Source organism: Oceanicella sp. (assembly GCF_056449545.1).
Map to the genome: position 1 here is coordinate 68,922 of NZ_JBWOMN010000015.1, position 22,245 is coordinate 91,166.

A 22,245-nucleotide genomic window follows, 5' to 3' on the forward strand; every position below is an offset into this window, starting at 1 on the left:
GAAAGGAAAATGATGCGCGCGCAACCCGAAGCCTCGCATTTCATCGCCGGCCGCTTCGCGGAAGATCCCGCCGGCGCCGTCATCGACGTGATCTATCCCGCCACCGGCGAGGTCATCGCCCGGGTGCATTCCGCCACCCCGGCGATCATCGCCCGGGCGGTGGAAAGCGCGCGCGCCGCGCAGGCCGACTGGGCCGCGCGCCCGCCGACCGAACGCGGCCGGGTGCTGCGCCGCGCCGCCGACCTGATCCGTGCGCGCAACCGCGAATTGTCGGAGCTGGAGACGCTCGACACCGGCAAGCCGCTGCAGGAAACGCTGGTGGCGGACGCGACCTCGGGGGCCGACGCGCTGGAGTTTTTCGGCGGGCTGGCCGCGGCGATCACCGGCGAGCACATCCCGCTGGGCGGCGCCGGAGGCGATTTCGTCTACACCATCCGCGAACCGCTTGGCGTCTGCGTCGGCATCGGCGCGTGGAACTATCCAACGCAGATCGCCTGCTGGAAAGGCGCCCCGGCGCTGGCCTGCGGCAACGCCATGATCTTCAAGCCCTCGGAACTGACGCCGCTCTGCGCGCTGAAGATCGCCGAAATCATGATCGAAGCCGGGGCGCCCCCCGGACTTTACAACGTCGTGCAGGGGCTTGGCGACGCCGGCGCGGCGCTGGTCACCCACCCGCAGGTCGACAAGGTGTCGCTGACCGGATCGGTGCCCACCGGGAAGAAGGTGTTCGCGGCGGCGGGGGCCGGGGTCAAGCACGTCACCATGGAGCTCGGCGGCAAATCGCCGATGATCGTGTTCGAGGACGCCGATATCGAGGACGCCGTGGGCGGCGCCATGCTGGGCAATTTCTATTCCTCGGGGCAGGTGTGCTCCAACGGCACGCGGGTGTTCGTGCATGCCTCGATCAAGGAAAAATTCCTCGCGCGGCTGGCGGCGCGCACCGCCGCCATCGCGCTGGGCGACCCCATGGACGAGGCGACCCAGATGGGGCCGCTGGTCAGCGCCACGCAGCGCGACAAGGTGCTGGGCTACATGGAAATCGGCAAGCGCGAGGGCGCGCGGCTGGTCTGCGGCGGCGAAAGGGCCGCGGTCGCGGGGTTCCCGGACGGCTGCTTCGTGCAGCCCACGGTGTTCGCCGACGTGACCGACGACATGCGCATCGCCCGTGAAGAAATCTTCGGCCCGGTGATGTGCGTGCTGGATTTCGACGACGAGGCGGACGTGATCGCGCGCGCCAATGACAGCGAATTCGGCCTCTCCGCCGGGGTGTTCACCAGCGATCTCGCCCGCGCGCACCGGGTGATCGCACGGCTTCAGGCCGGGTCCTGCTGGATCAACGCCTATAATCTGGCCCCGGTCGAGGCCCCCTTCGGCGGGGTCAAGAATTCCGGCGTCGGGCGCGAGAACTCCAAGGCGGCGATCGAACATTACAGCCAGATCAAGAGCGTCTACGTGGCCATGGGCCCCGTGGACAGCCCCTATTAGGGGGCGCGGGGGGGCGTCACGCCCATGCGACGCCCCCCCGATGACCTCCTGAGGCCCGAAAGCCCGAACAACAAGCCACGGATATGAACATGGAAGCGGATTTCGTCATCGTCGGCGCCGGTTCGGCCGGCTGCGCCATGGCCGCGCGGCTGTCCGAGGACGGCCGCAACTCGGTGCTGGTGCTGGAACATGGCGGCTCGGACGCGGGGCCGTTCATCCAGATGCCCGGCGCGCTCAGCTATCCCATGAACATGCGGCGCTACGACTGGGGGTTTCTCAGCGAACCCGAACCCGGGCTCGGCGGGCGCCGCCTGGTCTGCCCGCGCGGCAAGGTGGTGGGCGGCTCGTCCTCGATCAACGGCATGGTCTATGTGCGCGGCCATGCGCGCGACTACGACACCTGGGCGGACATGGGCGCCGATGGCTGGCGCTACGCCGACGTGCTGCCGTATTTCAAGCGCATGGAACATTGGCGCCCGGGCGGGCCGTTTCCCGATTCCGGGCCGGGCGACCCCGACTGGCGCGGCCATGACGGGCCGCTTCACGTGACCCGCGGGGCGCGCAGGAACCCGCTCTACGCCGCCTTCGTCGAGGCCGGGCGCGCCGCCGGGTTCGAGCACACCGACGACTACAACGGCGAAAAGCAGGAGGGCTTCGGCCCCATGGAGCAGACGGTCTGGAAAGGCCGTCGCTGGTCCGCCGCCAACGCCTATCTGAAACCGGCGCTGAAACGGCCCAATCTGGACATCCTGCGCTGCCTCGCGCGGCGCGTGGTGATCGCCGAGGGCCGCGCCACGGGCGTCGAGGTCAAGCGCGGCGGCAGGATCGAGGTGATCGGCGCACGGCGCGAGGTGATCCTCGCCGCCTCGTCGATCAATTCGCCCAAGCTGCTGATGCTGTCGGGCGTCGGCCCGGCGGCGCATCTGGCCGAGCACGGGATTGACGTGGTCGCCGACCGCCCCGGGGTCGGCGGCAATCTTCAGGACCATCTGGAGCTCTACATCCAGCAGGCCTGCACCCAGCCGATCACGCTCTACAAGCACTGGAACCTGATCGGCAAGGCCATGGCCGGGGCGCAATGGATGGCTTTCGGGACCGGGCTCGGGGCCTCCAACCAGTTCGAAAGCGCGGCTTTCGTGCGGTCTCGCGCCGGGGTGGATTACCCTGACATCCAGTTCCATTTCCTGCCCTTCGCGGTGCGCTACGACGGCAAGGCGGCGGCCGAAGGGCACGGGTTTCAGGCGCATGTGGGGCCCATGCGTTCGCCTTCGCGCGGGCGGGTGTCGCTGCGCTCGGGCGATCCGGAGGCCGATCCGGCGATCCTGTTCAACTACATGAGCCACGAACAGGACTGGGCGGATTTCCGCCACTGCATCCGGCTCACCCGCGAAATCTTCGCGCAGCCGCCCTTCGACCCCTATCGCGGCAAGGAAATCCAGCCCGGCGAGGCGCTGCAGTCGGATGACGAACTTGACGGCTTCATCCGCGAACACGCGGAAAGCGCCTTCCACCCCTGCGGCACCGCCCGCATGGGCCGCGCCGACGACGCGCACGCGGTGGTGGATCCGGAATGCCGGGTGATCGGGGTCGATCGCCTGCGCCTCGCCGACAGTTCGATCTTTCCGCGCATCACCAACGGCAATCTCAACGCCCCCTCGATCATGACCGGCGAGAAGGCGGCCGACCACATCCTCGGCCGCCCCCCCCTGCCCCCGGAAAACGCCGAACCCTGGATCAACCCGCGCTGGCGCGACAGCGATCGCTGAACGCGGGCGCGCGCGGCGGGCCCGTTCAGAGCCCGAGTTCGTTGATCAGGTGCTCGCTCCACACCGGGTCGGTGAAGGGCATCTGCGCCACGTCGGCGCGGCAAAGCTCGGGGCGGGCGCGCATCAGATCCGCATGGGCCTCCGCCGCCTCGGCGTCGCCGAGATTGCGCAGCGCGCTGAACTTGATCATGTGGCCGCGCCAGTAGGAAGGCCGGCGCACGATCGCCAGATGCGCCAGTTGCGCCGCCTCGCGCCAGTTGCCCATCATCCAGTTGGCCAGCGCCTGCTGGCCCTGCAGAAAATACTGAAGATGCTCCTGCGCGTTCAGCCGCGTCGCTCGTTCCAGCGCCTCCAGCCCCTGTTCCGGGCGCCCGGAAAAGATGCGGATCACGCCGATCTGCGCGTTGGCGAGCATCATCGAAGGCAGCAGGCGGAGGCATTCCTCCATCAGCGTCTGCGCGTGCCGTGGGCGCCGCAGCCAGATCTCGGCCGAGCCGGCGAGATAATAGCCCCGCGCCTCGCGCCCGTCGGCGTCGATCACTTGCTGGGCCAGGTCGCGGATCGCCGTCGGATCGGGATCGGGGCGCGACCTGTCCCACATCCGCACCAAGGCCACCCGGCCCAGATGGATCAGCGGCTCCGGGCTGTCGCGGTCGATATCGCGCGCGCGCTCGAAACACGCCGCGGCGCGGTCCAGATCCACGCCGCCCATGCGGCTCAGATGCCATTGGCCGCGCCAGATCATCTGCTTGAAATCCTGCGGATCCCGGGTCTGAGCATGGGCGCGGGCCTGTTCCTCGCGGCCAAGCCGGTAACACATCGCGGCGATGTAGGGCAGCAGGATCTCGGTCAGGCTTTCCGGCCCCGACAGCGCCGAGACATCCACCCGGCCGGACCAGTAGAGCAACCCGCAGACCGCGTCGGTGAGCCGCAGCGACAGCAGGCGCAGGGCGCCATGGGGCTTGATCTCGCCGGAGATCCGGTAATCCGGCGCGCCGCCCTCCTGGGCGATCTTCAGCCAGCGCATGCCGGCGAATCGCGTGACCAGCTGCGCGGCCACCTCGTCGGCGACGAGGCCGCCATGGCGATCGCCGGTGAGGTTGGCGGGGGCGTCGATGCGCAGCACCGGCCAGCGCCGCGCGGCGCGGGCGGCCGGCGGCCCGGCGATGTCGGGCCCTGCGGCCGCGGCGGCCTCGGCGATGCGCCGTTCCCAGTAGCGGCGCTGATCCGCCAGCCAGTCGCCGAATTGCGGGTCGCGCACGTCGAGGCCTTCGAGAAACTCGACGCCGGCGATCCGCGACAGATCCGGCGCGGCGTCGCCGCCGTTCAGCGCCAGCACGTCCGCCTCCAGCCGGTCCAGATCCAGCGCCACCGTCTGCGCATTGGCCGACAGCAGGTCGCGCGCGTCGCCCAGCGCCCGGCGGATCTCGCTCAGGGTCTGGCGCAGGCTGGCGGCGCCCTGGGCGTCGCCGCGGCCGCTCCACAGCTTGTCCTGCAGCCAGCGGCGGCCGCGCGCGCCCTGGGGCGCGACGATCAGCATGGCGATCACCGCGCAGGCCTTGCGCCCGCGCGGCGTGATGTCGTCGCCGCCCGCGCCGATGATGCTGAGCGGACCGAACAGCCGCGCCCGAATCCGTGCGCCGGGGCCGGTCATGGGCGGCGCGCCCGCGACGCCCATGCGCTGCCACGCGATAGTCGGAGTGAGAAATGCGCCATATTGCTCCTGCACTGCGCAATTCCGGAACGTCGCGCCGCCGTCGCGCGCCGCCAGACATGCCATACCCGCCGCGACGTGCAGTCGTGACGGGCCCATTCCAAATGCACCTGACCGGGAATGCAAGCGCGATATGCAATTCAAGGTAGAATTTTGTTCGCCGGGGCCGCAATGCCGCGCCGAACCGGCGGGCTAAACCGGATCTTCGCATCCGGGATAAGACTATTGGCCAATTGGCAATCGCCCCGGCGCGCGTCAGTGTGCGCGTTGAGGACTCGCGCCTCGACACGTTATGAGCGAATCGAAACAACAGAAACCGAATGGGAGGGTCGCATGGCCTGGAACGCGCCGAAGCTCGAAGAATTGTCCTGCGGCATGGAAATCAACATGTATTTCCCCGCCGACGAAGAAGACGCCCTGTTCTGACCACAGCCGGGCAGATCTCTGACTCCATCAAGGAAAGTCGCCGCTCATGCGCCTGAAGATTCTCGGGGCCGCGGCGGGCGGCGGCCTTCCGCAGTGGAATTGCGGCTGCGCCAATTGCGTCGCCGCCCGCGCCGGTCGCATCCCGTCGCTGACCCAATCCTCGATCTGCGTCAGCGCCGACGGGGAAAACTGGGCGATCCTCAACGCCTCGCCCGACATCCGCAGCCAGATCGCCGCCACGCCCGAACTGCACCCGCGCGGGCTGCGCGACAGCCCGATCGCCGCGGTGCTGGTCACCAATGGCGACATCGACCACGTGGCCGGGCTGCTGATACTGCGCGAAAAGACCCCGTTCGACCTGGTCGCCACCGCCGAGATCCACCGCGCCATCGCCCGCAACGAGATCTTCGCGGCGCTCGACGCCGATCTGGTGGCGCGGCGCGAAGCCCCGCTGGACCGGCCCTTTGACCTCGCCCCCGGGCTGCGCGCCGAACTGTTCGCCGTGCCCGGCAAGATCCCGCTGTATCTGGAGGGCGAGGAGGTGGTCACCGACCTGATGGGCGAACAGACCGTGGGGGTGGCGCTGAGCTCGACCCTGACCCCCGGGGCCGGGACCTGCTATTACATCCCCGGCTGCGCCAAGATGACCCCGGCGCTGGCCGGTCGCCTGAAAGGCGCCGCCATGGTGATGTTCGACGGCACGGTCTGGATCGATGACGAGATGCCCCGCGCCGGGACCGGCGCCAAGACCGGCCGGCGCATGGGCCACATGGCCATGAGCGGCCCCGACGGGGCGATCGCCGCCTTCGCGCCGCTCGACGTGGCGCAAAGGATCTTCGTCCACATGAACAACACAAACCCCGCGCTGGACCCCGCAAGCCCCGAGCGCGCCGAGCTGGAGGCCGCCGGCTGGATCGCCGCCGCCGACGGCATGGAGTTCGCCCCATGATGATGCAGACCACCGCCGCCCGACCCCTGGCGCAAAAGCAGTCGCGCGAGGATTTCGAAGCCCGCCTGCGCGCCGTCGGCGCCGAACGCTATCACGACAGGCACCCCTTCCACCGGCTGCTGCATTCGGGCGGCTGCACCCCTGATCAGGTGCGCGCCTGGGTGATCAACCGCTTCTATTACCAGAACATCATCCCCATGAAGGACGCCGCCTTCATGTCCCGGGTCAGCGACCCCGCGCTGCGCCGGGCCTGGCGGTCGCGCATCGAGGATCACGACGGATCGGCCCCGGGCGAGGGCGGCATCGCCCGCTGGCTGCGGCTGGCCGAGGCGGTGGGGCTGGACCCGGATTACGTGTCCTCGGGGGTCGGCATCCTGCCCGCCACCCGCTTCGCCGGCGACGCCTATGTCCGCTTCGTGCGCGACATGCCGCTGCTGGACGCGGTGGCCTCGTCGCTGACGGAGCTGTTCGCCCCGAAGATCCATGCCGAACGCATCGAGGGGCTGCTGGCCAATTACGATTTCGCCAACGACGTCTCGCTGTCCTATTTCCGCAAGCGCCTGGCCGAGGCGCCGCGCGACGTGGCCTTCGGGCTGGCCTGGGTGCTCGATCACGCCGACAGCGCCGAAAAGCAGGACGCGGCGACGGCGGCGCTGTATTTCAAGACAGACATGCTCTGGGCCCAGCTTGACGCGCTGCATTCGGCCTATGTGACGCCGGGGCGCATCCCGCCCGGCGGCTGGCGACCCGGCGAGGGTCTGCGCGAGCCCGCGTCATGATCGCCCCCGACGCCCGCCCCGCCCTGCTGCGCGGCGTGCGCGTGCACTGGGACAAGGTGCGCGAGGGCTGGGTGCTGCTGGCCCCGGAACGGGCGCTGAAGCTCGACGACATCGGCGCCGCGATCCTGAAGGAGACCGACGGCGTGCGCAGCTTCAAGGACATCGTCGCGGCGCTGGCCGAAAGATACAACGCCCCGGCGGCGCAGATCGCGCAAGACGCCGACCGGTTTCTCACCGCGCTGCTGAACCGGCGCATGGCGGAGCTGCGGACATGAACGCCCCCACGCCGAATCCCACCCCGGCGCCGGTCGCCGCGCAGCCGCCCATGGCGCTGCTGGCGGAACTGACCCATCGCTGCCCGCTCGCCTGTCCCTATTGCTCGAACCCGCTGGATCTGGCGACGCGGGCCAGCGAACTCAGCGCCGCGGAATGGGCCGACGTGCTGCGCCAGGCCGCGGATCTGGGCGTGCTGCAGCTGCATGTGTCGGGCGGCGAACCCGCCTCGCGCCGGGATCTGGAGGAGATCGTCGCCTCGGCGGTCGAGGCCGGGCTCTACACCAACCTCATCACCTCGGGCATCGGGCTGACCCGGCGCCGCCTTGACAGGCTCGACGCGATCGGGCTCGACCACATCCAGCTGTCGCTGCAGGGGACCGAGGCGGCGGGCGCCGACGCCATCGGCGGCTACAAGGGCGGCTTCGCGCGCAAGATGGCGGTCGCCAGGGACATCGCCGAAATCGGCTTTCCGCTGACCGTGAACGCGGTGATGCACCGGCGCAATCTCGACGATCTGGAAGCCACCATCGCGCTGGCGGTCGATCTGGGCGCAAGACGGCTGGAGGTCGCCTGCGTGCAGTTCCACGGCTGGGCGGTGAAAAGCCGCGCCGCGCTGATGCCGACCCGCGACCAGGCCATGGCGGCGCGCGACATGGTGACCGAGGCGCGGGTCCGCCTGAAAGGCGAAATGGTCATCGATTTCGTGCCGCCGGACTATTTCGCCGAATTCCCGAAAGCCTGCATGGGCGGCTGGGGATCGACCGGCATCAACGTCACCCCCGAGGGCGCGGTGATGCCCTGCCACGCGGCGGCGAGCATCCCCGGCATCGAATTCCATTCGGTGCGCGACACGCCGCTGGCCGAGATCTGGACCGGCTCCGACGCCTTCAACATGTTCCGCGGCGACGCGTGGATGGAGGAGCCCTGCCGGTCCTGCGAACGCAAGACCCGGGATTTCGGCGGCTGCCGCTGTCAGGCCATGGCGCTGACCGGGCGGGCCACGGCCACCGACCCCACCTGCAGCCTGTCCCCGGATCGCGCCGGGCTGGAGACGGCGCTGGCCGGCGCCTCGGACGACGCGCCGCTGTTCCCGCGCGCCGCCGCGCCGGCCTGAACCGATCGGCGCGGACCGCCGCCACGCCCTCTGGTTGCGCCAACGCCCGACCGGCGCGCCAAATCCGTTGCGCCAATCCCGTAACGGCGTGAAAACGCGCGGCGATGGGGATTTTTCCGTAGCCGACCCTTTGACGCCATGGCATAGATGCGCTGCGCCGCCGGGATCGATCGACTCCGACGGGCATCGCGCATGGGCGCCTTGCGTCCCGGAACGCCAACCGGGGTTCGTATTCGCTTGATGGACGCCGCTTGACCGCATGAACAAAGAAGCTCCGCGACAGAGCCGCGAAATGCGCCAGCCGATCCGCCAGACCGCGACCCCCGCGATCGGCGAGGACGCGCTTGACCTGCGCGAGATGTTCCGCGCGGTGTGGCGCAATCGCTGGGTGATCGCGGCGCTGACCGGGGCGCAGGTGCTGCTGGCGGTCTACGTGGCGATGACCGCCACGCCCTATTACAGCGCCTCGGCGACGGTGATGCTCGACATCCAGGAAAACCAGGTCATCGATTTCCAGAGCGTGGTCGACGGGCTGTCCTCGGATTACGAGACCATCAACACCGAGATGGAGGTGATGCGCTCGCGCAATCTTCTTGACCGGGTGGTGGAGAAGATGCGGCTGGAGCAGGATCCGGAATTCAACCCCGACCTGCTGCCCGAGGACACCGGCTGGCTGTCGACCGCGATCGCCGCGGCGATGGACGCGGTTGAAAAGGCGCGCGCGGCGCTGAGCGGCCCGCCGGAGGAAAAACCGGTCGCGTCGCCGGCGGATTACGGCATCCCGCTGGAGGACTACACCCCGGAATTCATCCGCCGCCAGACCGCCATCGACCTGCTCGACGGCGCGCTGTCGGTCTCCAACGTCGAATCCTCCTACATCTTCGAACTCGGGGTGACGACGGAGCATCCGTTGAAATCCGCCGCCATCGCCAACGCCGTGGCCGAGCAATACATCCTCAACCAGCTCGAAGTGAAGTTCGAGGCCACCAGCCAGGCCACCAAATGGCTGAGCGAGCGGGTCGCGGACCTCAAGACCGCGCTGGAAAAGGCCGAGGGCGCGGTGAAGGATTTCTCCGCCAACGCCAGCCTGATCAGCGAGGAGGCCCTGTCCGCCCAGGAACGCCAGATCAAGGACATGCGCGCCCGGCTGGGCGACATGGACGCCAACAGCCGGGCGCTGGAAACGCGGCTGGATCTGCTCGACGCCGCCCGCGAGGCCGATGATTTCACCGCCGTCGCGGATGCGCTCAACGATCGGCGGCTGCGCGAACTGGCGCTCGACATCGCGGCGCAGGGCGAGGGCGACCCGGACCGGCGCGCGGCGCTGGTCGCGCTGTTCGACGCCCAATACGCCGCCAGCCGCAGCCGGCTGGAGGCCGAGGCGCGGCGCGCCGAAGGCCAGGCCGCGCTGATCCGCGCCAGCGTCTCCGACCTGGAACGCGAGGTCGACGCCCAGTCCGCCGACCTGCTCCAGCTTCAGCAATTGCAGCGCGAGGCCGAGGCCTCGCGGCTGATCTACGAATATTTTCTCAGCCGCATGAAGGAAACCTCGGTCCAGCAGGGCATCCAGCAGGCCGACGCGCGCATCCTGTCCCCGGCCATCGCCCAGACGATTCCGGTGGAGCCGCGCAAGCGCATGATCATCGCGGTGGCGCTGCTGGGCGGGCTGATGCTGTCCACGCTGGCGGTGCTGGCGGCGACGCAGCTGCGCACCGCGATCCAGTCGCCTGAAGAACTGGAAACCCTGACCGGCGAAATGGTCATGGGCGTGATCCCCGCCGCCCCGTCGCGCAACCGCCGGGCGCTGATGGAATACATGGTGAAGAAACCATCCTCGGCGCTGGCGGAAGCGATCCGAAACCTGCGCACCGCGATTCTGATGTCGGATCTCGACCGCCCGCCCAAGGTGGTGATGATCAGCTCCTCGACCCAGGGCGAGGGCAAGACCACCACCACGCTGCTGCTGGCCCAGAACAGCGCCATGCTGGGCAAGAAGGTGCTGGTGATCGAATGCGACCTGCGCCGCAACGTGTTCGACAAGTATTTCGAAACCGGCGACAAGAAGCGGCTCATGGCGCTGCTGAGCGGCGCGGCCTCGCTCGAGGAGGTGCTGGTGCGCGACCCCAACACCGGCCTTGACGTGATCGTCGGCGAGGAAAGCAAGATCAACGCCGCCGACGTGTTCAGCTCCGCGCGCTTCGGCGAATTCATGCAGGAGATGCGCGCCAGATACGACCACATCTTCATCGACACGCCGCCGGTGCTGGTGGTGCCGGACGCGCGGGTGATCTCGCGCCACGCGGACGCCATCATCTTCGCGGTGAAATGGAACGTCACCACCCGCACCATGGTGGCCACCAGCTTAGACCTGTTCCGCCAGGTCAACGCCCGCATCGCCGGGCTGGCGCTCACCCAGGCCAATATCCGGCGCATGTCGCGCTATGGCTATTACGGCTACGGCTACGGCTATCGCCGCACCCAGCGCTACTACCGGAACTAGGGGTTCGGCGCGATGCGCTCCCGCCCCCGCGCCGGCCCGCCGCGTCTTGACCGGCTGACGCCGCTCGACGCCCTGCCCGCCCGCGCCGCGTCGCGCTTCGCGCGCAGCGCGGGCGGGCGGGCGCTGGCCGCGACGCTGGGGCGCGAGGCGGCGCCCGAGCGCTGGGCCTTCGTGGTCGGCTGCTACAATTCCGGCACCACGCTGCTCGCCGACATCCTGCGCGAACACCCGCAGGTGATGGGCCCGACGCAGGAGGCGGTGTTCCTCACCGATCGCCTGAGCCACCCCGAGGCGTTCGGCTGGACCCGCATGTGGCATGTCTGCATTGACCGGCTGCGCCAGAGCCCGGAGGATTTCGACGCCGGCGACATTGCCCGAATCCGGCGGCAATGGGGGTTCTGGTCCGGGCCCGCGCGACCGGTGCTGGTGGAAAAATCCATCGCCAACGCCTATCGCATGCCGCTGCTGCAGACCCTGTTCCCGCCCGCGAGCTTCATCCACCTGATCCGTGACGGCGCCGCCGTGGCCGAGGGCATTCGCCGCAAGGCCCGGCCCGGCGATTTCGGCAATTCCGCCTATCCCGACCGCTACCCGCTGGCGCTCTGCGCGGCGCAATGGCGCGAAAGCGTCGCGCAGGCGGCGCGGGACCGGCCCCGGATCGAACGGTTTCTGGAAATCCGCTACGAGGACCTCGCCGCCGATCCCGACGCGACCCTGCGGCGGGTCACCGATTTCCTCGGCCTCGACCCGTTCGCCGAATCCAAGGCCGGGCCGCGCCGGGTCCACGGCGTGCAAAGCGAAGTCCGCGACATGAACGCCAGCAGCCGCGCCCGCCTCAGCGACGAGGACTGGCGCGTCATCGCGCGCGAGGCCGGCGGCGCCATGGCGACGCTCGGCTACCCCCTGCCCGCGCCGGTCGCGCGGGACCGCGGCTGACCCGCCCCGCCCGCCCCCGCCCAAAAAAACCGCCCGGAGCTCGAAGCTCCGGGCGGCGCAGTTCAGCGCGACGAAAACAGGCCGGTCAGTCGAGCCCGGCGAGCCCCCCGTCGATGGCGTAGACGGTGATCGCGTCCACATAGGCGATGTCATTGGTGCTTTGCGGCGTGGTGTCGAGGTTGAAGATCATGCTCAGATCGACCGCCGCGTTCGCCTGGAAGAACACCGGGAAGAACCACCAGTCCGACCGCACGCCGGCGCCCGGCGCGGGGATCGGCGTCGGTTCGCTGGCCACGCGCCACGGGAAGATCGCCGCGCCCGCCTGCTGACCGGCGGGGTCATCCACCTGGAACCGGCTTTGCGCCGCGCCGGTGGCGCCGCCCCAGACGCCGCCCACCTGCTTGAAGCGCGCCACTGCCAGCGCCATCAGGCTGTGCCCGGCCAGATGCGCCGGCAGGCTCCAGTCAAAGCGAAAATTGGTCGGCGCGTTGGCGCCGCTGCCGGTCAGGCGGATGGAACTGGTCCCGGTCAGCCGGTTGGCGGCGTCGGTGGCCAGCGCCAGCGTGCCCGCGCTCGCCGTCAGACCGGCGATCGAGCCTCCGTCAAGCGGCGTCGCCACCTTCTGCAGGCGTTCGGGCGCGATCGGCAGCCCGGCGCTGGATCCGGGGCAGTCCAGAAACCCCAGCCAGTCCGACATGCCCTCGGCGCCCTGATCGTCCCAGAACGACGGCAGATCGCCGAGCACGATGCGCCCGGTCTTGCCCTCGACGCCGATCCCCGCGCGCGCGTAAACCGCCTTGGGGGCGCTGCCCAACGCCTGCGCGCGGGCCATGAAGCCGCGGCTGCGCACGTGGATCTCGGCGCCGTCCTCGGCCAGATAGGCGTGCCTTGCGTTGCGGATCAGGTGCTTCAGCGGCGCCTCCACATTGATGCGCGCCCCCGCGCCCACCGCATGCACCGAGGCCTCGGGCGAGGCCGAAGCGGCGCTGTTGGGGATCGAGCCGGGGTTTTCCAGATAGGTGCCGATCAGATTGACCGTCACCAGCCGGTTATGCCCGACGCCGCGATGGGCGATGATCTTGCCCTCCTCCGGGGTGGTGTCCGCCGGCAGCGGCGACGTGTCGAACGCCGAATCGACCTTCAGCAGCCCGTCAAACCCCGAATTCAGCCGCCCGCCGATCATGTTGACGCGGGTTTCTTCCTGAAACTGCGAGCCCTCGACGTAAAGCAGATGCCCCGTGGCGCTGGTCAGGATCGAACCGCCGGCGATCTCGCCGATGCAGCGCGCATGCACCGCATGGGCGCCCGGCGTGTTCACGCCGGCGGCGTCCTGATCGCCGGCCAGCGCGATGGTGGAATTGACGATTTTCCAGGCGGTGGTTTCCCAATCGTAGAAAACGCAGGCCTTTTCCGCGCGCTCGACCCGGCAGTTGCGGATCTCCGGATTGGCGTTGTTGCCGGAATGGCGAAAGCAGTAATCGGCGACGAATTCGCCGGACACCAGCATGTTGTCGACCACGAAACGCCAGCCCGTGGTGCAGTGGAACCCGGCGCTTTGCGCGGTGAAGCGCACGCCGCTGGCGCGCTGGCCGGCGCCGCGCAGCAGGATGTCGTCATGGATGATGTCGATCTGCTGGGCGCAGGCGTAGAACGCGGTGAACAGCGCCTCGCCGCCGCCGCGCGCCCCAAGGCAGTCGATCAGGTCCTGCAGCGCCGCGCCGTCATCGGTGACGCCGTCGCCGACGGCGCCGGCCATTTCCGGGGTCAGCACCTGCTCGTCGATGTCCCAGATCACCGCGCCGCCGTTGGATGTCGCGCTCAGCGGATGCCCGGGGTCGGCGGCGACGATGCGGTAATCCGCGCCGCCGCCCTGCCCGGCGACCCGTTCGGCCACGCGCACGCGGGCGCCGGGGGCGGTGACCGGATGGGTCGCCGCGGTCAGATCGGCCAGCGTGTCATAGACGAACGGCGTGTTCAGCAACGCCGTTGCCTGCGCGCCGGTCAACGGCTGCACCGGCCCGGCGCTGTCCGCCTTGCGGCCCAGAATCCGGCCCGCCGGCAGATTGGCGATCTTGCCGAGCGTCACCCCGCCATCGGCGATCGCGTCGCCATGCACCGCGTCGCCGCCCAGCAGCCCCGGCGCAAAGCCGCCGCCCGCGCCGTCAGCCGCGCGAAAAAACCCACATCCGAGCGGAATCGCCCTCAGATCGTTCATGCCACACCTCTTTGAAGAACGCGCCCGCGCGCTGAACCATGACAGGCGCGGCGGCTGCGTGACCGAGAGCGGTAGCAGGCGCGTGTTTATTTGAGGTTAACCAAGCCTGAAATACCCGCCGAACCGGGCGCAAATCCGCAAGCCGGGGCCTGATCAGCGTCGCAAGACGCGAAAACGCCCCCGGCGGGCGTCGCCGGGGGCGTCAATCGCCGCCCCGGTCCGGCGTCGGGACCGCCGGGCCGGGTTCAGCCGGATCAGGCCCGCGTCACCACAGCGCCACGGGGTTGATGATCATCTGCACCGTGCCGCGAATCCGCGCCTGGCCGAGCACGAACATGAACTCGGTCACCCCCGCGCGCACCAGCGGGCCGGTGTCCATGGTTTCGAGAATATAGATGCCGTTGTCGCGCAGCAGCACCACATGGCTGTAGAACACCTTGCCGCCCTTGGGCGCGGGCACCACGTCGACGCCCCAGGTGTCGGCGCCCACCGCCATCACGTTCAGCGAGGCGAGGTATTCCGCCGCGTCGGGCAGGATCCCCGGTTCGCCGCTCACCCATTCGGTCGGCGCGCTGGCCAGCTTGCCGTCGGTCCAGCCGGTGTGCAGCAGCACCACGTCGCCTTCGCGGATCTCGACGCCCTGCTCCCTGGCGGCGGCCTTCAGGTCATCGGCGCCGAAAGCCTTGCCCGCGGGCAGCGTCTCCATGCCGAAATGCTTGGCCATGTCGATGACCACGCCGCGCGACACCATCGGCGGAATCGCATGGGTGCCCATCTTCTTCAGCCCGGTGATGGCCGCGAAATCCTTTTCGTCGTTGCAGTTGTAGTAGATGCCGTCCTCGGCCAGATGCCCGAGCCCGTCGATCTGGCTGCCGATGCCGAGCCACAGCTGCGTGAGATCGTCGTTATAGGTGGCGTTGTAGCCGAACTGCGTCAGCCGCTGCCCGCCCTGCTGGTTGGGCTGCACGACCTGCAGCGACAGCCCGCGCGGCGGAAAGGCCGGGGTGTTGGAATCGATGACGATGCCCAGCGGCGAGGACATGCCCTTCTTGACCAGCTTGGTGGCCGCGATGGTGCGTTCCGGCGTCACCAGATTGGCGGCGCCGATCTCGTCATCCTTGCCCCATTTGGAATATTCGCATTCCGCCGCCAGCAGCGGCGAGGCGAGCATGGCCGCCGCGACCCCGCCCGCGGCGAGGCGCCTGAACAGCCCGGACGCGGGCATGATTTCACGAATGAACATGGTGGTTTCCTCCCAGAATCGAGGCTTTGCGCCTCTTTGCGAAACAATGGTCCGCAGCAAGACTGGTGGCGCGGCGACAAGCGGTCAAGCATTCTCGCGGCATGGCGCCGCCGGGCGCGCCAACATGAATGCGGCGTTGACAGGACCGGCGCGCGGCGCGAGGCCCGCGCACCGGCGCTCAGGCGGCGATCGCGGTCGCCGCCCGCGAGTCTCCAGATGAACGAAAACAACGCCCCCGGGGGGCCGAATCCGGCAGCCGCCCTGCAGGCATTCGCGAATCGCAACGGCGAATCAGGCCTTCCGCGACGCCGCCGGCGACAGGTCTGCGGCGAGTATCCGCTTGCCCAGCGCGCTCAGCAGATAGCTGAAACCGGTGTCGAGCGCGCCGCCCGGCGCGTCGTCGGCAAACCCCGACAAGGTGATCGCGCGCAGCCCGCCATTGGCCGCCACCCGCTCCATCACCGTATGGCATTCGCGAAAGCTCAGGCCCGCGTCATGGGGGTCGTCATTCATGCCGTAGCCCGCCGAGGCGTGCAGGATCAGCGCGAATCCGTCGGTGGCGCTGGTCACCCGACCAAGCGCCCGGCGCACCGCCTCGCGGATGCCAAGCCAGCTCACGTCCTCCATGGTGATCGCCAGGATGTCGCGGGCGCGGATCAGCGCCGCCTGTTCGGGGCTCGCCCGGCGAAGGCCCAGCAGCGCCGTGGTCTCCGCCGGGTGGTCGGACACGTCGCCCGGCTCCGCGTCGATGCAAAGCAGCCCAAGCTCCGCCTCGCCCAGATCCGGTTCGCCGGCCCGGTCCGGCGCGATGTGCAGCGGCAGGTCGCCGGGCGCCAGGTCGCCGCCCGTCGCCACGTCAAGCCCCAGCCCCCGCACCGCGCCGAGAAACGCCCGCGTTTCGGCCCGCGCCGCCATGACCGGGCGCGCATGCAGCCGCAGACGACGCGGGCGCGGCGCCGCATCCGCGCGCCCGACCAGCCGCTTTTCCACGTAGGGCGACAGCAGCGCCTGGGTCAGCGCGCCGTAATCCATGTCGAATTTCATCGTGTCGCCAACGGCGTAGCGCCGCTCGCCGGCGACGCTGCCGGTCAGATCGAGGATCAGGTGATCCGAAGACGCGGTCTCGATCTCCACCCCCGGATCGCGCGGGGTCAGGCCCTCGGGGCGGATGTCGATGCGCCCCAGATTGACGATGCCGCGCAGCCGGTCGCCGCGATCGGTGAAACTGCGCCGCACGCCGAACGCGTCGGGGCCGGTGTCGCCGTCGGGCAGCGAGGGTTTGATCTTGATTTCGATAAGCTCGGCCTCCAGCGTGAAGGCGTCGGCGCGCAGCCCCGGCAGCACGCCGCCGGTCAGCACGTTCTCGCCGCGCAGGATCGCCGCGCCGATGCGCAGCTGGTTGATGCGCGGCGGCAGCGGCGATCGGGCCATCAGCGGCAGATTGGCGGAATTGCCGCCCGACACCCAGCGCAGGCGGATCCCGAACCGGGCCTCGATCGAGTCGGCCATGGCGGCGAGGCGGTCGAGCTTTTCGGGGTTCGGCAGCACCCCGCTGGCGCACATGAAATTGGCCCCGATCCCGGCCAGCGCCAGCCCCGGGGCCGCCAGCGCCGCCTCGCAGAGCCTTGGCAATTCGGTTTCCGAGGCGCCTTCGCGCCGGTCGCCCATCTCCAGCATCAGGATCACGTCATGGACCCGGCCGATCGCCTGCGCCGCGCGGTCCAGCGCCGCCAGCGTGGCGCGTTCGGAATTCAGGCTGATCTCGCACAGGCGCACCACCTCGGCGGCCTCGGACACCGGCGGGATGCGCAGCATCATGATCGGGCAGTCGACGCCGCCATTGCGCATGCGGCGGATGTTGTCGAGCCGGCTGTCGCCAAGCCCCGCGACCCCGCCGCGCAGCATGGCGCGCGCCACCAGCGGCGCGCCGCAGGCGGCCTTGGTGACCCCCCAGACCTCCGCCCCCTGCGCCCGGCACATGTCCACGATCCGCGCGGCGTTGTCGGTGATCGCCCGCAGGTCGATGGCGACGGAAGGGCCGGGCATGTCAGCCGCGATCCGGCCGTTCGGCGGCGACGGCGCAAAGATGTTCGAGAATCACCGAAGCCCCGAGCAGCGCGGTGATCTCCGCCGGATCGTATTGCGGCGCCACTTCGACCACGTCCATGCCGACGATATTGAGCTTTCCCAGCGCGCGGATGGCGTCGATGGCCTCATGCGGCAAAAGCCCGTCGACCACCGGCGTGCCGGTGCCCGGCGCGAAGGCCGGGTCGATGCAGTCGATGTCGAAGGTCAGGTAGCAGGGCGCGTCGCCCACCACGCGCTCGATCTGCGCCGCCATCGCCGCGACGCCATGCTCGCGCACCCAGGGGCGGTGCAGCACGGTGATCGGGTCGTCATGGGGATACCAGGTGCGGATGCCGATCTGGATGGATCTTTCCGGGTCGATCAGCCCTTCGCGCATGGCGAAATGCACGAAGGAGCCATGGTCCAGATGCACGCTGTCCGCGGTGTCGCGATGGGCGTCGAACTGGATCAGCGCCAGCGCCCCGTGGATTTTCGCGTGCGCCTTCAGCAGCGGATAGGTGGTGAGGTGATCGCCGCCGAGCCCGATCAGCCGCGTTCCGGTTTCAAGCACCGCCAGCGCCTGGTCGCAGGCGCGCGCCAGCATGTCCGCAACCTGGCCGCGCTGGAAGCGCACATCGCCGTAATCCACCACCGCCAGCCGGTCGAACGGGTCGAAATCCCAAGGCCAGACCTCGCCCCAGCTGAGCTGCCCGGACACCCGACGCAGGGCGTCGGGCCCGTAGCGCGACCCGGGGCGCCCGCAGGTCGACATGTCCGACGGAATGCCCATCACCGCGTAATCCACGCCGCTCAGATCGCGGGTCAGGCGGCGACGCAGGAAACTGCGGGCCCCGGAATAGGCGGCCTCGGTCTCGGTGCCGTAGAGGCTGTCATAGTCGAAGGCCTGATCGCCCGGGCGCATGCGGCTCATGGCGACTGCTCCCTTGCGGTCTCCATAGCCGCCATGGCGGCGGCCAGGTCCATCACCGCGTTGCCAACGCCCTTGAACACGGTGATCTCGTCCGCGGCGCGGGCGCGCCGGGGCTTGCCGCACAGGTCGTAAAGCGTGCCGAGGATGTCTTCCCGCGCGATGGCGCCGCTGTCGAGCGGGATCTTCAGCTCCCCCGCCTCCACCAGCGCCGCGTAGCTGTCGACGAAGATCGAGGCCCGTTGCAGCGCCAGATCATCCACCTCGCGCATCTGCGGCGTGAAGGCGCCGATCAGGTCAAGATGCTGACCCGGCCGCAGCCACTCGCCCTTGATCAACGGTTCGGTGGCGAGCGTCGCGCAGGAAATCACATCCGCATCCCCGACCGCCGATTGCAGATCCGGGCGCCAGTCGGCCTCCCAGCCCTGCCCCCGCAGCGAGGCGACAAGCGCCTTGCCGCGCTTCGGGGTGGGGTTCCAGACCAGCGCGCGTTCGATGGGCAGGGCGGCGCGAAAGGCGGCGGGCAGTTCGGCGCCGACCCGCCCGGCGCCGACCACCAGCAGGGTGCGGCTGTCGGGGCGCGCCAGCAGCCGCGCGCCCAGCGCCCCGGCCCCGGCGGTGCGCCGCGCGGTCACCGTGGCGCCGTCGAACAGCGCCTCGTGAACGCCGGTCCGGGCATTGAACAGCAGCACGCTTGCGCTCACCGCAGGCAGATTGCGCGCCGCGTTGCCCGGCGTGACATTGGCGATCTTCACCACGCCCCAATCGTCGGTCCAGGCGGGCATCAGCAGCATGGTCCCGTCGGGCTCGCCGGTCTTCGGCAGGGTGTGGTGGTGGCGCAGGGGCGCGCGCGTCCCGGCGGCGAACATCGCCTCCAACCGGTCCAGCAGCCGATCGTGGGGCAGCAGCGCGGCGGTCTGGGCCGCGTCGAAAATCTTCATGCTCATTCTCCCGGACTCATCCGCCCAGCCGCGCAGGCGACAGGGCCTCGACGCTCAAACCCAGCGATATCATGTCATCGGGCGGCGGTTCGCCCAGCAGCGCCGCCGCCGCCCAGCGCGCCAGCCCCGGCGAGGCCTGCATGCCGAACCCGCCCTGCCCCGCCAGCCAGAACATCCCCGGCGCATCCGCGGAAAACCCCACCACCGGCGCCCGGTCCGGCGCGAATGTGCGCAGCCCGGCCCAGCTATGGGCGACCCGCGTCACCTCGATCTCGGTGCATTCGCCGAGGTAATGCGCCGCATAGGCGATGTCGATCTCCTCGGGCCAGGCGTCATGCGGATCCACCGGGGTCTCGTCCGCCGGGCTCACCAGCAAACGCCCGGCGTCGGGCTTGAAATAGAAATCCTCGTCGATTTCGTTGACCTCCGGCGCATGGGTCAGATCGAAACCCGGCGCCGCCACCGAAATCGCCGTGCGCCGATAGGGCGTCAGCCCCAGCGGCGCCGCCCCGAGCGTCGCCGCCACGGCATCCGCCCAGGCCCCCGCCGCATTCACCGCGACGCGGGCGCGAACTTCGCCGCCGGCGGTTTCCAGGCGCCACGCGTCGCCCTCGCGCCGCGCCGCGCGCAGATCCGATTTCAGCCGGAAATCCGCGCCATGCGCCTTGGCGCCCCGCACGAATCCCTGCAGCAGGCTTTCGACCTCGATATCCCAGCAATCCGCGTCGTAAAGCGCCCCGGCCAGATAGTCCCGGCGCAGGAACGGCGCGCGCGCAAGGGCCTCGTCGACGCTCAGGCGCAGCAGCGGCGCGGCGCCGGCGGGGGCGGCGTCGCGCTCGGCCGCGCACACCTCGCCAAGCCGCGCGGCCTTTTCATGAGAGGCGATCAGCAGGTTGCCGCGCCGGCGCAGCAGCGCCACGTCGCTGAACCCATCGGGCGGCGCGGTGAAAAATCCGTAGCTGGCGCCGGTCAGCTTGCCGGCGATCCCGGAATGGAACCGATGGGTGAATTCGGCCGCCGAACGCCCGGTCGCGTGGTAGCCGAGCGCGTCCTCGCGCTCCAGCACCGCCACCGCGCCGCGGGGCGCCAGGAAATACGCCAGCGAGGCCCCGGCCACGCCGCCCCCGACAATGGCGAAATCATAGACCTGCGTTTCGCTGGAGCCAGCCATGACGCCTCCCGATCGCGCGCCGTCGCGGCGCCGCCTGCAGTATCAGCCAGATCGCGCGGCGGCGAAACCGGTTTCCGCCCCGCCGCGATCCGCGCCGGGCTTGCCTCGGCCCCGCGCATGGTGTCTGGATTCCCGCCAGAGCGAACCGGCAGCGGGGGACCACATGAGCGACAGCATCTTTCTGGGCGGCGGCGGCAGGGATTACGCCGAACCCCAGACCCTGAGCCTGAAGAAGGCCAACCGCCATGGGCTGATCGCCGGGGCCACCGGCGCCGGCAAGACCGTGACCCTGCAGATCATGGCGGAATCGTTCTCCGCCGCCGGGGTGCCGGTGTTCCTGTCGGACGTGAAGGGCGATCTCACCGGCCTGTGCCAGCCGGGATCGCCGGATCACAAGCTGCACGACGCCTTCGTCAGCCGCGCGGAAACCATCGGCTTCGACGATTACGGCTACGACGCCTTCCCCGTCGTCTTCTGGGATCTCTACGGCGAAAAGGGCCACCCGGTGCGCGCCACGGTGTCCGAGATGGGGCCGCTGATGCTCGCCCGCCTGCTGGATCTCAACGAAACCCAGGAAGGCGTGCTGAACATCGTCTTCCGTCTCGCCGACGAGGAAGGGCTGCTGCTGCTGGACCTCAAGGACCTGCGCGCCATGCTCGCCCATGTGGCCGGGCGGGCCAGGGAGCTGTCGGCGGAATACGGCAATGTCTCCACCGCCTCGGTCGGGGCCATCCAGCGCCGCCTGCTGGTGCTGGAAAACCAAGGCGCGGACGGTTTTTTCGGCGAACCGGCGCTGGATCTCGCCGACATGATCGCCACCGATCGCGGGCGCGGGCGCATCAACCTGCTGGCGGCGGACCGGCTGATGCGGGCGCCGAGGCTCTACGCCACCTTCCTGCTCTGGCTGCTGTCGGAACTGTTCGAGGAACTGCCCGAAGTCGGCGACCCGGACAAGCCGGTGATGGTGTTCTTCTTCGACGAGGCGCATCTGCTGTTCGACGGCGCCCCCAAGGCGCTGGTGGACAAGGTCGAACAGGTCGCCCGGCTGATCCGCTCCAAGGGCGTCGGGATCTATTTCGTCACCCAGAACCCGGCGGACGTGCCCGAAGACGTGCTCGGCCAGCTCGGCAACCGGGTGCAGCACGCGCTGCGCGCCTTCACGCCCCGCGACCGCAAGGCGTTGAAGGCGGCGGCGGAAACCTTCCGCCCCAACCCGGAATTCGACACCGCCGAGACCATCACCCGGCTTGGAACCGGCGAGGCGCTGGTCTCCACGCTGGACCGCAAGGGCGCGCCGAACATGGTGGCGCGCACGCTGATCCGCCCGCCGTCGTCGCGGCTCGGCCCGGCGGACCCGGCGGCGCTGGACGCGGCGCGGGCGGCCTCGCCGCTGAAGGGCGTGTATGATGTGGCCAGGGATCGCGAAAGCGCCTTTGAAAAGCTGCGCGAACGGGCCGAAAGGGCGGCGGCGGAGGCCGAACGGGCCCTGGCCGACGACGACGCGCCGGAGCGCGCCGACGGAGCGCGCGCCCGCCGCTTCGGCGCCGCCAGGTCCGGGCGCGCTTTCGGCGGCGGCTACAGCCGCAAGCCGCGCTCGGCCGCGCGAAAATCGCGCGGCGACAGCGTCGGGCAGGCCTTCGCCAAATCGCTGGCGCGCAGCGTCGGCGCCCGGTTCGGGCGCGAAATCGTGCGCGGCGTGCTCGGATCGCTGTTCAAGGGGCGCTGACGCCGCCGG

Annotated in this window: 17 protein-coding genes; 10 read left to right on the plus strand and 7 right to left on the minus strand. The window is 69.8% G+C overall.

Features of this window, described 5'->3' with window-relative positions; genetic code table 11:
- Positions 1–12: 12 nt before the first annotated feature.
- The gene (gene betB, locus AC1HC7_RS01970) at positions 13–1,485 is read left to right on the plus strand and encodes a betaine-aldehyde dehydrogenase (protein ID WP_479498596.1); all 1,473 of its coding nucleotides are present in this window, start codon (positions 13–15) and stop codon (positions 1,483–1,485) included.
- An 89-nt stretch (positions 1,486–1,574) separates the two neighbouring features.
- Positions 1,575–3,251 carry a choline dehydrogenase gene (gene betA, locus AC1HC7_RS01975; RefSeq protein ID WP_479496978.1) on the plus strand — a complete coding sequence of 559 codons (1,677 nt, stop codon included), beginning with the start codon at positions 1,575–1,577 and terminating at the stop codon, positions 3,249–3,251.
- A 25-nt stretch (positions 3,252–3,276) separates the two neighbouring features.
- On the opposite strand, the gene AC1HC7_RS01980 is transcribed toward betA, so the two are convergent.
- Complete coding sequence (locus tag AC1HC7_RS01980) at positions 3,277–4,905, minus strand: hypothetical protein (RefSeq protein ID WP_479498597.1); 1,629 nt, start codon at positions 4,903–4,905, stop codon at positions 3,277–3,279.
- Positions 4,906–5,298: 393 nt separating this feature from the next.
- Between AC1HC7_RS01980 and pqqA the strand changes: the two genes are divergently transcribed.
- The 7 genes from pqqA to AC1HC7_RS02015 all read left to right on the plus strand — a co-directional run bounded on the left by pqqA (position 5,299) and on the right by AC1HC7_RS02015 (position 11,945).
- Positions 5,299–5,391 (plus strand): pyrroloquinoline quinone precursor peptide PqqA, encoded by a 93-nt coding sequence (pqqA, locus tag AC1HC7_RS01985; protein ID WP_479496980.1) that lies wholly within the window; start codon positions 5,299–5,301, stop codon positions 5,389–5,391.
- 46 nt (positions 5,392–5,437) lie between these two features.
- The gene (gene pqqB / locus AC1HC7_RS01990; RefSeq protein ID WP_479496981.1) at positions 5,438–6,340 is read left to right on the plus strand and encodes a pyrroloquinoline quinone biosynthesis protein PqqB; all 903 of its coding nucleotides are present in this window, start codon (positions 5,438–5,440) and stop codon (positions 6,338–6,340) included.
- Positions 6,337–7,119: a pyrroloquinoline-quinone synthase PqqC gene (gene pqqC / locus AC1HC7_RS01995; protein ID WP_479496982.1), complete on the plus strand. Its 783-nt coding sequence runs from the start codon at positions 6,337–6,339 to the stop codon at positions 7,117–7,119. The genes pqqB and pqqC overlap by 4 nt, the downstream gene beginning before the upstream one ends.
- Positions 7,116–7,394 (plus strand): pyrroloquinoline quinone biosynthesis peptide chaperone PqqD, encoded by a 279-nt coding sequence (pqqD, locus tag AC1HC7_RS02000; protein WP_479496983.1) that lies wholly within the window; start codon positions 7,116–7,118, stop codon positions 7,392–7,394. The genes pqqC and pqqD overlap by 4 nt, the downstream gene beginning before the upstream one ends.
- Positions 7,391–8,509 (plus strand): pyrroloquinoline quinone biosynthesis protein PqqE, encoded by a 1,119-nt coding sequence (gene pqqE / locus AC1HC7_RS02005; protein ID WP_479496984.1) that lies wholly within the window; start codon positions 7,391–7,393, stop codon positions 8,507–8,509. Before pqqD ends, pqqE begins: the two co-directional genes overlap by 4 nt.
- A gap of 292 nt (positions 8,510–8,801) precedes the next feature.
- A complete protein-coding gene (locus AC1HC7_RS02010) occupies positions 8,802–11,009 on the plus strand; it encodes a GumC family protein (protein ID WP_479496985.1) in 2,208 nt (735 codons plus the stop codon).
- Positions 11,010–11,021: 12 nt separating this feature from the next.
- Positions 11,022–11,945, plus strand: coding sequence for a sulfotransferase family protein (locus AC1HC7_RS02015; RefSeq protein WP_479498598.1), 924 nt, complete (start codon positions 11,022–11,024; stop codon positions 11,943–11,945).
- Between the two features lie 85 nt (positions 11,946–12,030).
- On the opposite strand, the gene AC1HC7_RS02020 is transcribed toward AC1HC7_RS02015, so the two are convergent.
- The 6 genes from AC1HC7_RS02020 to AC1HC7_RS02045 form a co-directional block, all read right to left on the minus strand.
- The gene (locus AC1HC7_RS02020) at positions 12,031–14,160 is read right to left on the minus strand and encodes a hypothetical protein (RefSeq protein ID WP_479498599.1); all 2,130 of its coding nucleotides are present in this window, start codon (positions 14,158–14,160) and stop codon (positions 12,031–12,033) included.
- A gap of 265 nt (positions 14,161–14,425) precedes the next feature.
- Positions 14,426–15,403, minus strand: a complete 978-nt coding sequence (locus tag AC1HC7_RS02025) for a cyclase family protein (RefSeq protein WP_479496988.1) — start codon at positions 15,401–15,403, stop codon at positions 14,426–14,428.
- 291 nt (positions 15,404–15,694) lie between these two features.
- The gene (locus AC1HC7_RS02030; protein WP_479496989.1) at positions 15,695–17,449 is read right to left on the minus strand and encodes an alanine/ornithine racemase family PLP-dependent enzyme; all 1,755 of its coding nucleotides are present in this window, start codon (positions 17,447–17,449) and stop codon (positions 15,695–15,697) included.
- 1 nt (position 17,450) lies between these two features.
- Positions 17,451–18,401, minus strand: coding sequence for an agmatinase (gene speB / locus AC1HC7_RS02035; RefSeq protein WP_479496990.1), 951 nt, complete (start codon positions 18,399–18,401; stop codon positions 17,451–17,453).
- Positions 18,398–19,339, minus strand: coding sequence for a bifunctional Delta(1)-pyrroline-2-carboxylate/Delta(1)-piperideine-2-carboxylate reductase (gene lhpI, locus AC1HC7_RS02040; protein ID WP_479496991.1), 942 nt, complete (start codon positions 19,337–19,339; stop codon positions 18,398–18,400). The genes speB and lhpI overlap by 4 nt, the downstream gene beginning before the upstream one ends.
- 16 nt (positions 19,340–19,355) lie before the next feature.
- Positions 19,356–20,510, minus strand: coding sequence for an NAD(P)/FAD-dependent oxidoreductase (locus AC1HC7_RS02045; RefSeq protein ID WP_479496992.1), 1,155 nt, complete (start codon positions 20,508–20,510; stop codon positions 19,356–19,358).
- A gap of 163 nt (positions 20,511–20,673) precedes the next feature.
- Here AC1HC7_RS02045 and AC1HC7_RS02050 point away from each other — a divergent pair, with 163 nt between their 5' ends.
- Positions 20,674–22,236, plus strand: coding sequence for a helicase HerA-like domain-containing protein (locus AC1HC7_RS02050; RefSeq protein ID WP_479496993.1), 1,563 nt, complete (start codon positions 20,674–20,676; stop codon positions 22,234–22,236).
- Positions 22,237–22,245 lie beyond the last annotated feature (9 nt).

Excerpts from the sequence above, each read along its gene's own strand:
- betB (WP_479498596.1), top strand. The coding sequence starts at position 13 with ATGCGCGCGCAACCCGAAGCCTCGCATTTCATCGCCGGCCGCTTCGCG.
- betA (WP_479496978.1), top strand. The coding sequence starts at position 1,575 with ATGGAAGCGGATTTCGTCATCGTCGGCGCCGGTTCGGCCGGCTGCGCC.
- AC1HC7_RS01980 (WP_479498597.1), bottom strand. The coding sequence starts at position 4,905 with ATGACCGGCCCCGGCGCACGGATTCGGGCGCGGCTGTTCGGTCCGCTC.
- pqqA (WP_479496980.1), top strand. The coding sequence starts at position 5,299 with ATGGCCTGGAACGCGCCGAAGCTCGAAGAATTGTCCTGCGGCATGGAA.
- pqqB (WP_479496981.1), top strand. The coding sequence starts at position 5,438 with ATGCGCCTGAAGATTCTCGGGGCCGCGGCGGGCGGCGGCCTTCCGCAG.
- pqqC (WP_479496982.1), top strand. The coding sequence starts at position 6,337 with ATGATGATGCAGACCACCGCCGCCCGACCCCTGGCGCAAAAGCAGTCG.
- pqqD (WP_479496983.1), top strand. The coding sequence starts at position 7,116 with ATGATCGCCCCCGACGCCCGCCCCGCCCTGCTGCGCGGCGTGCGCGTG.
- pqqE (WP_479496984.1), top strand. The coding sequence starts at position 7,391 with ATGAACGCCCCCACGCCGAATCCCACCCCGGCGCCGGTCGCCGCGCAG.
- AC1HC7_RS02010 (WP_479496985.1), top strand. The coding sequence starts at position 8,802 with ATGCGCCAGCCGATCCGCCAGACCGCGACCCCCGCGATCGGCGAGGAC.
- AC1HC7_RS02015 (WP_479498598.1), top strand. The coding sequence starts at position 11,022 with ATGCGCTCCCGCCCCCGCGCCGGCCCGCCGCGTCTTGACCGGCTGACG.
- AC1HC7_RS02020 (WP_479498599.1), bottom strand. The coding sequence starts at position 14,160 with ATGAACGATCTGAGGGCGATTCCGCTCGGATGTGGGTTTTTTCGCGCG.
- AC1HC7_RS02025 (WP_479496988.1), bottom strand. The coding sequence starts at position 15,403 with ATGTTCATTCGTGAAATCATGCCCGCGTCCGGGCTGTTCAGGCGCCTC.
- AC1HC7_RS02030 (WP_479496989.1), bottom strand. The coding sequence starts at position 17,449 with ATGCCCGGCCCTTCCGTCGCCATCGACCTGCGGGCGATCACCGACAAC.
- speB (WP_479496990.1), bottom strand. The coding sequence starts at position 18,401 with ATGAGCCGCATGCGCCCGGGCGATCAGGCCTTCGACTATGACAGCCTC.
- lhpI (WP_479496991.1), bottom strand. The coding sequence starts at position 19,339 with ATGAAGATTTTCGACGCGGCCCAGACCGCCGCGCTGCTGCCCCACGAT.
- AC1HC7_RS02045 (WP_479496992.1), bottom strand. The coding sequence starts at position 20,510 with ATGGCTGGCTCCAGCGAAACGCAGGTCTATGATTTCGCCATTGTCGGG.
- AC1HC7_RS02050 (WP_479496993.1), top strand. The coding sequence starts at position 20,674 with ATGAGCGACAGCATCTTTCTGGGCGGCGGCGGCAGGGATTACGCCGAA.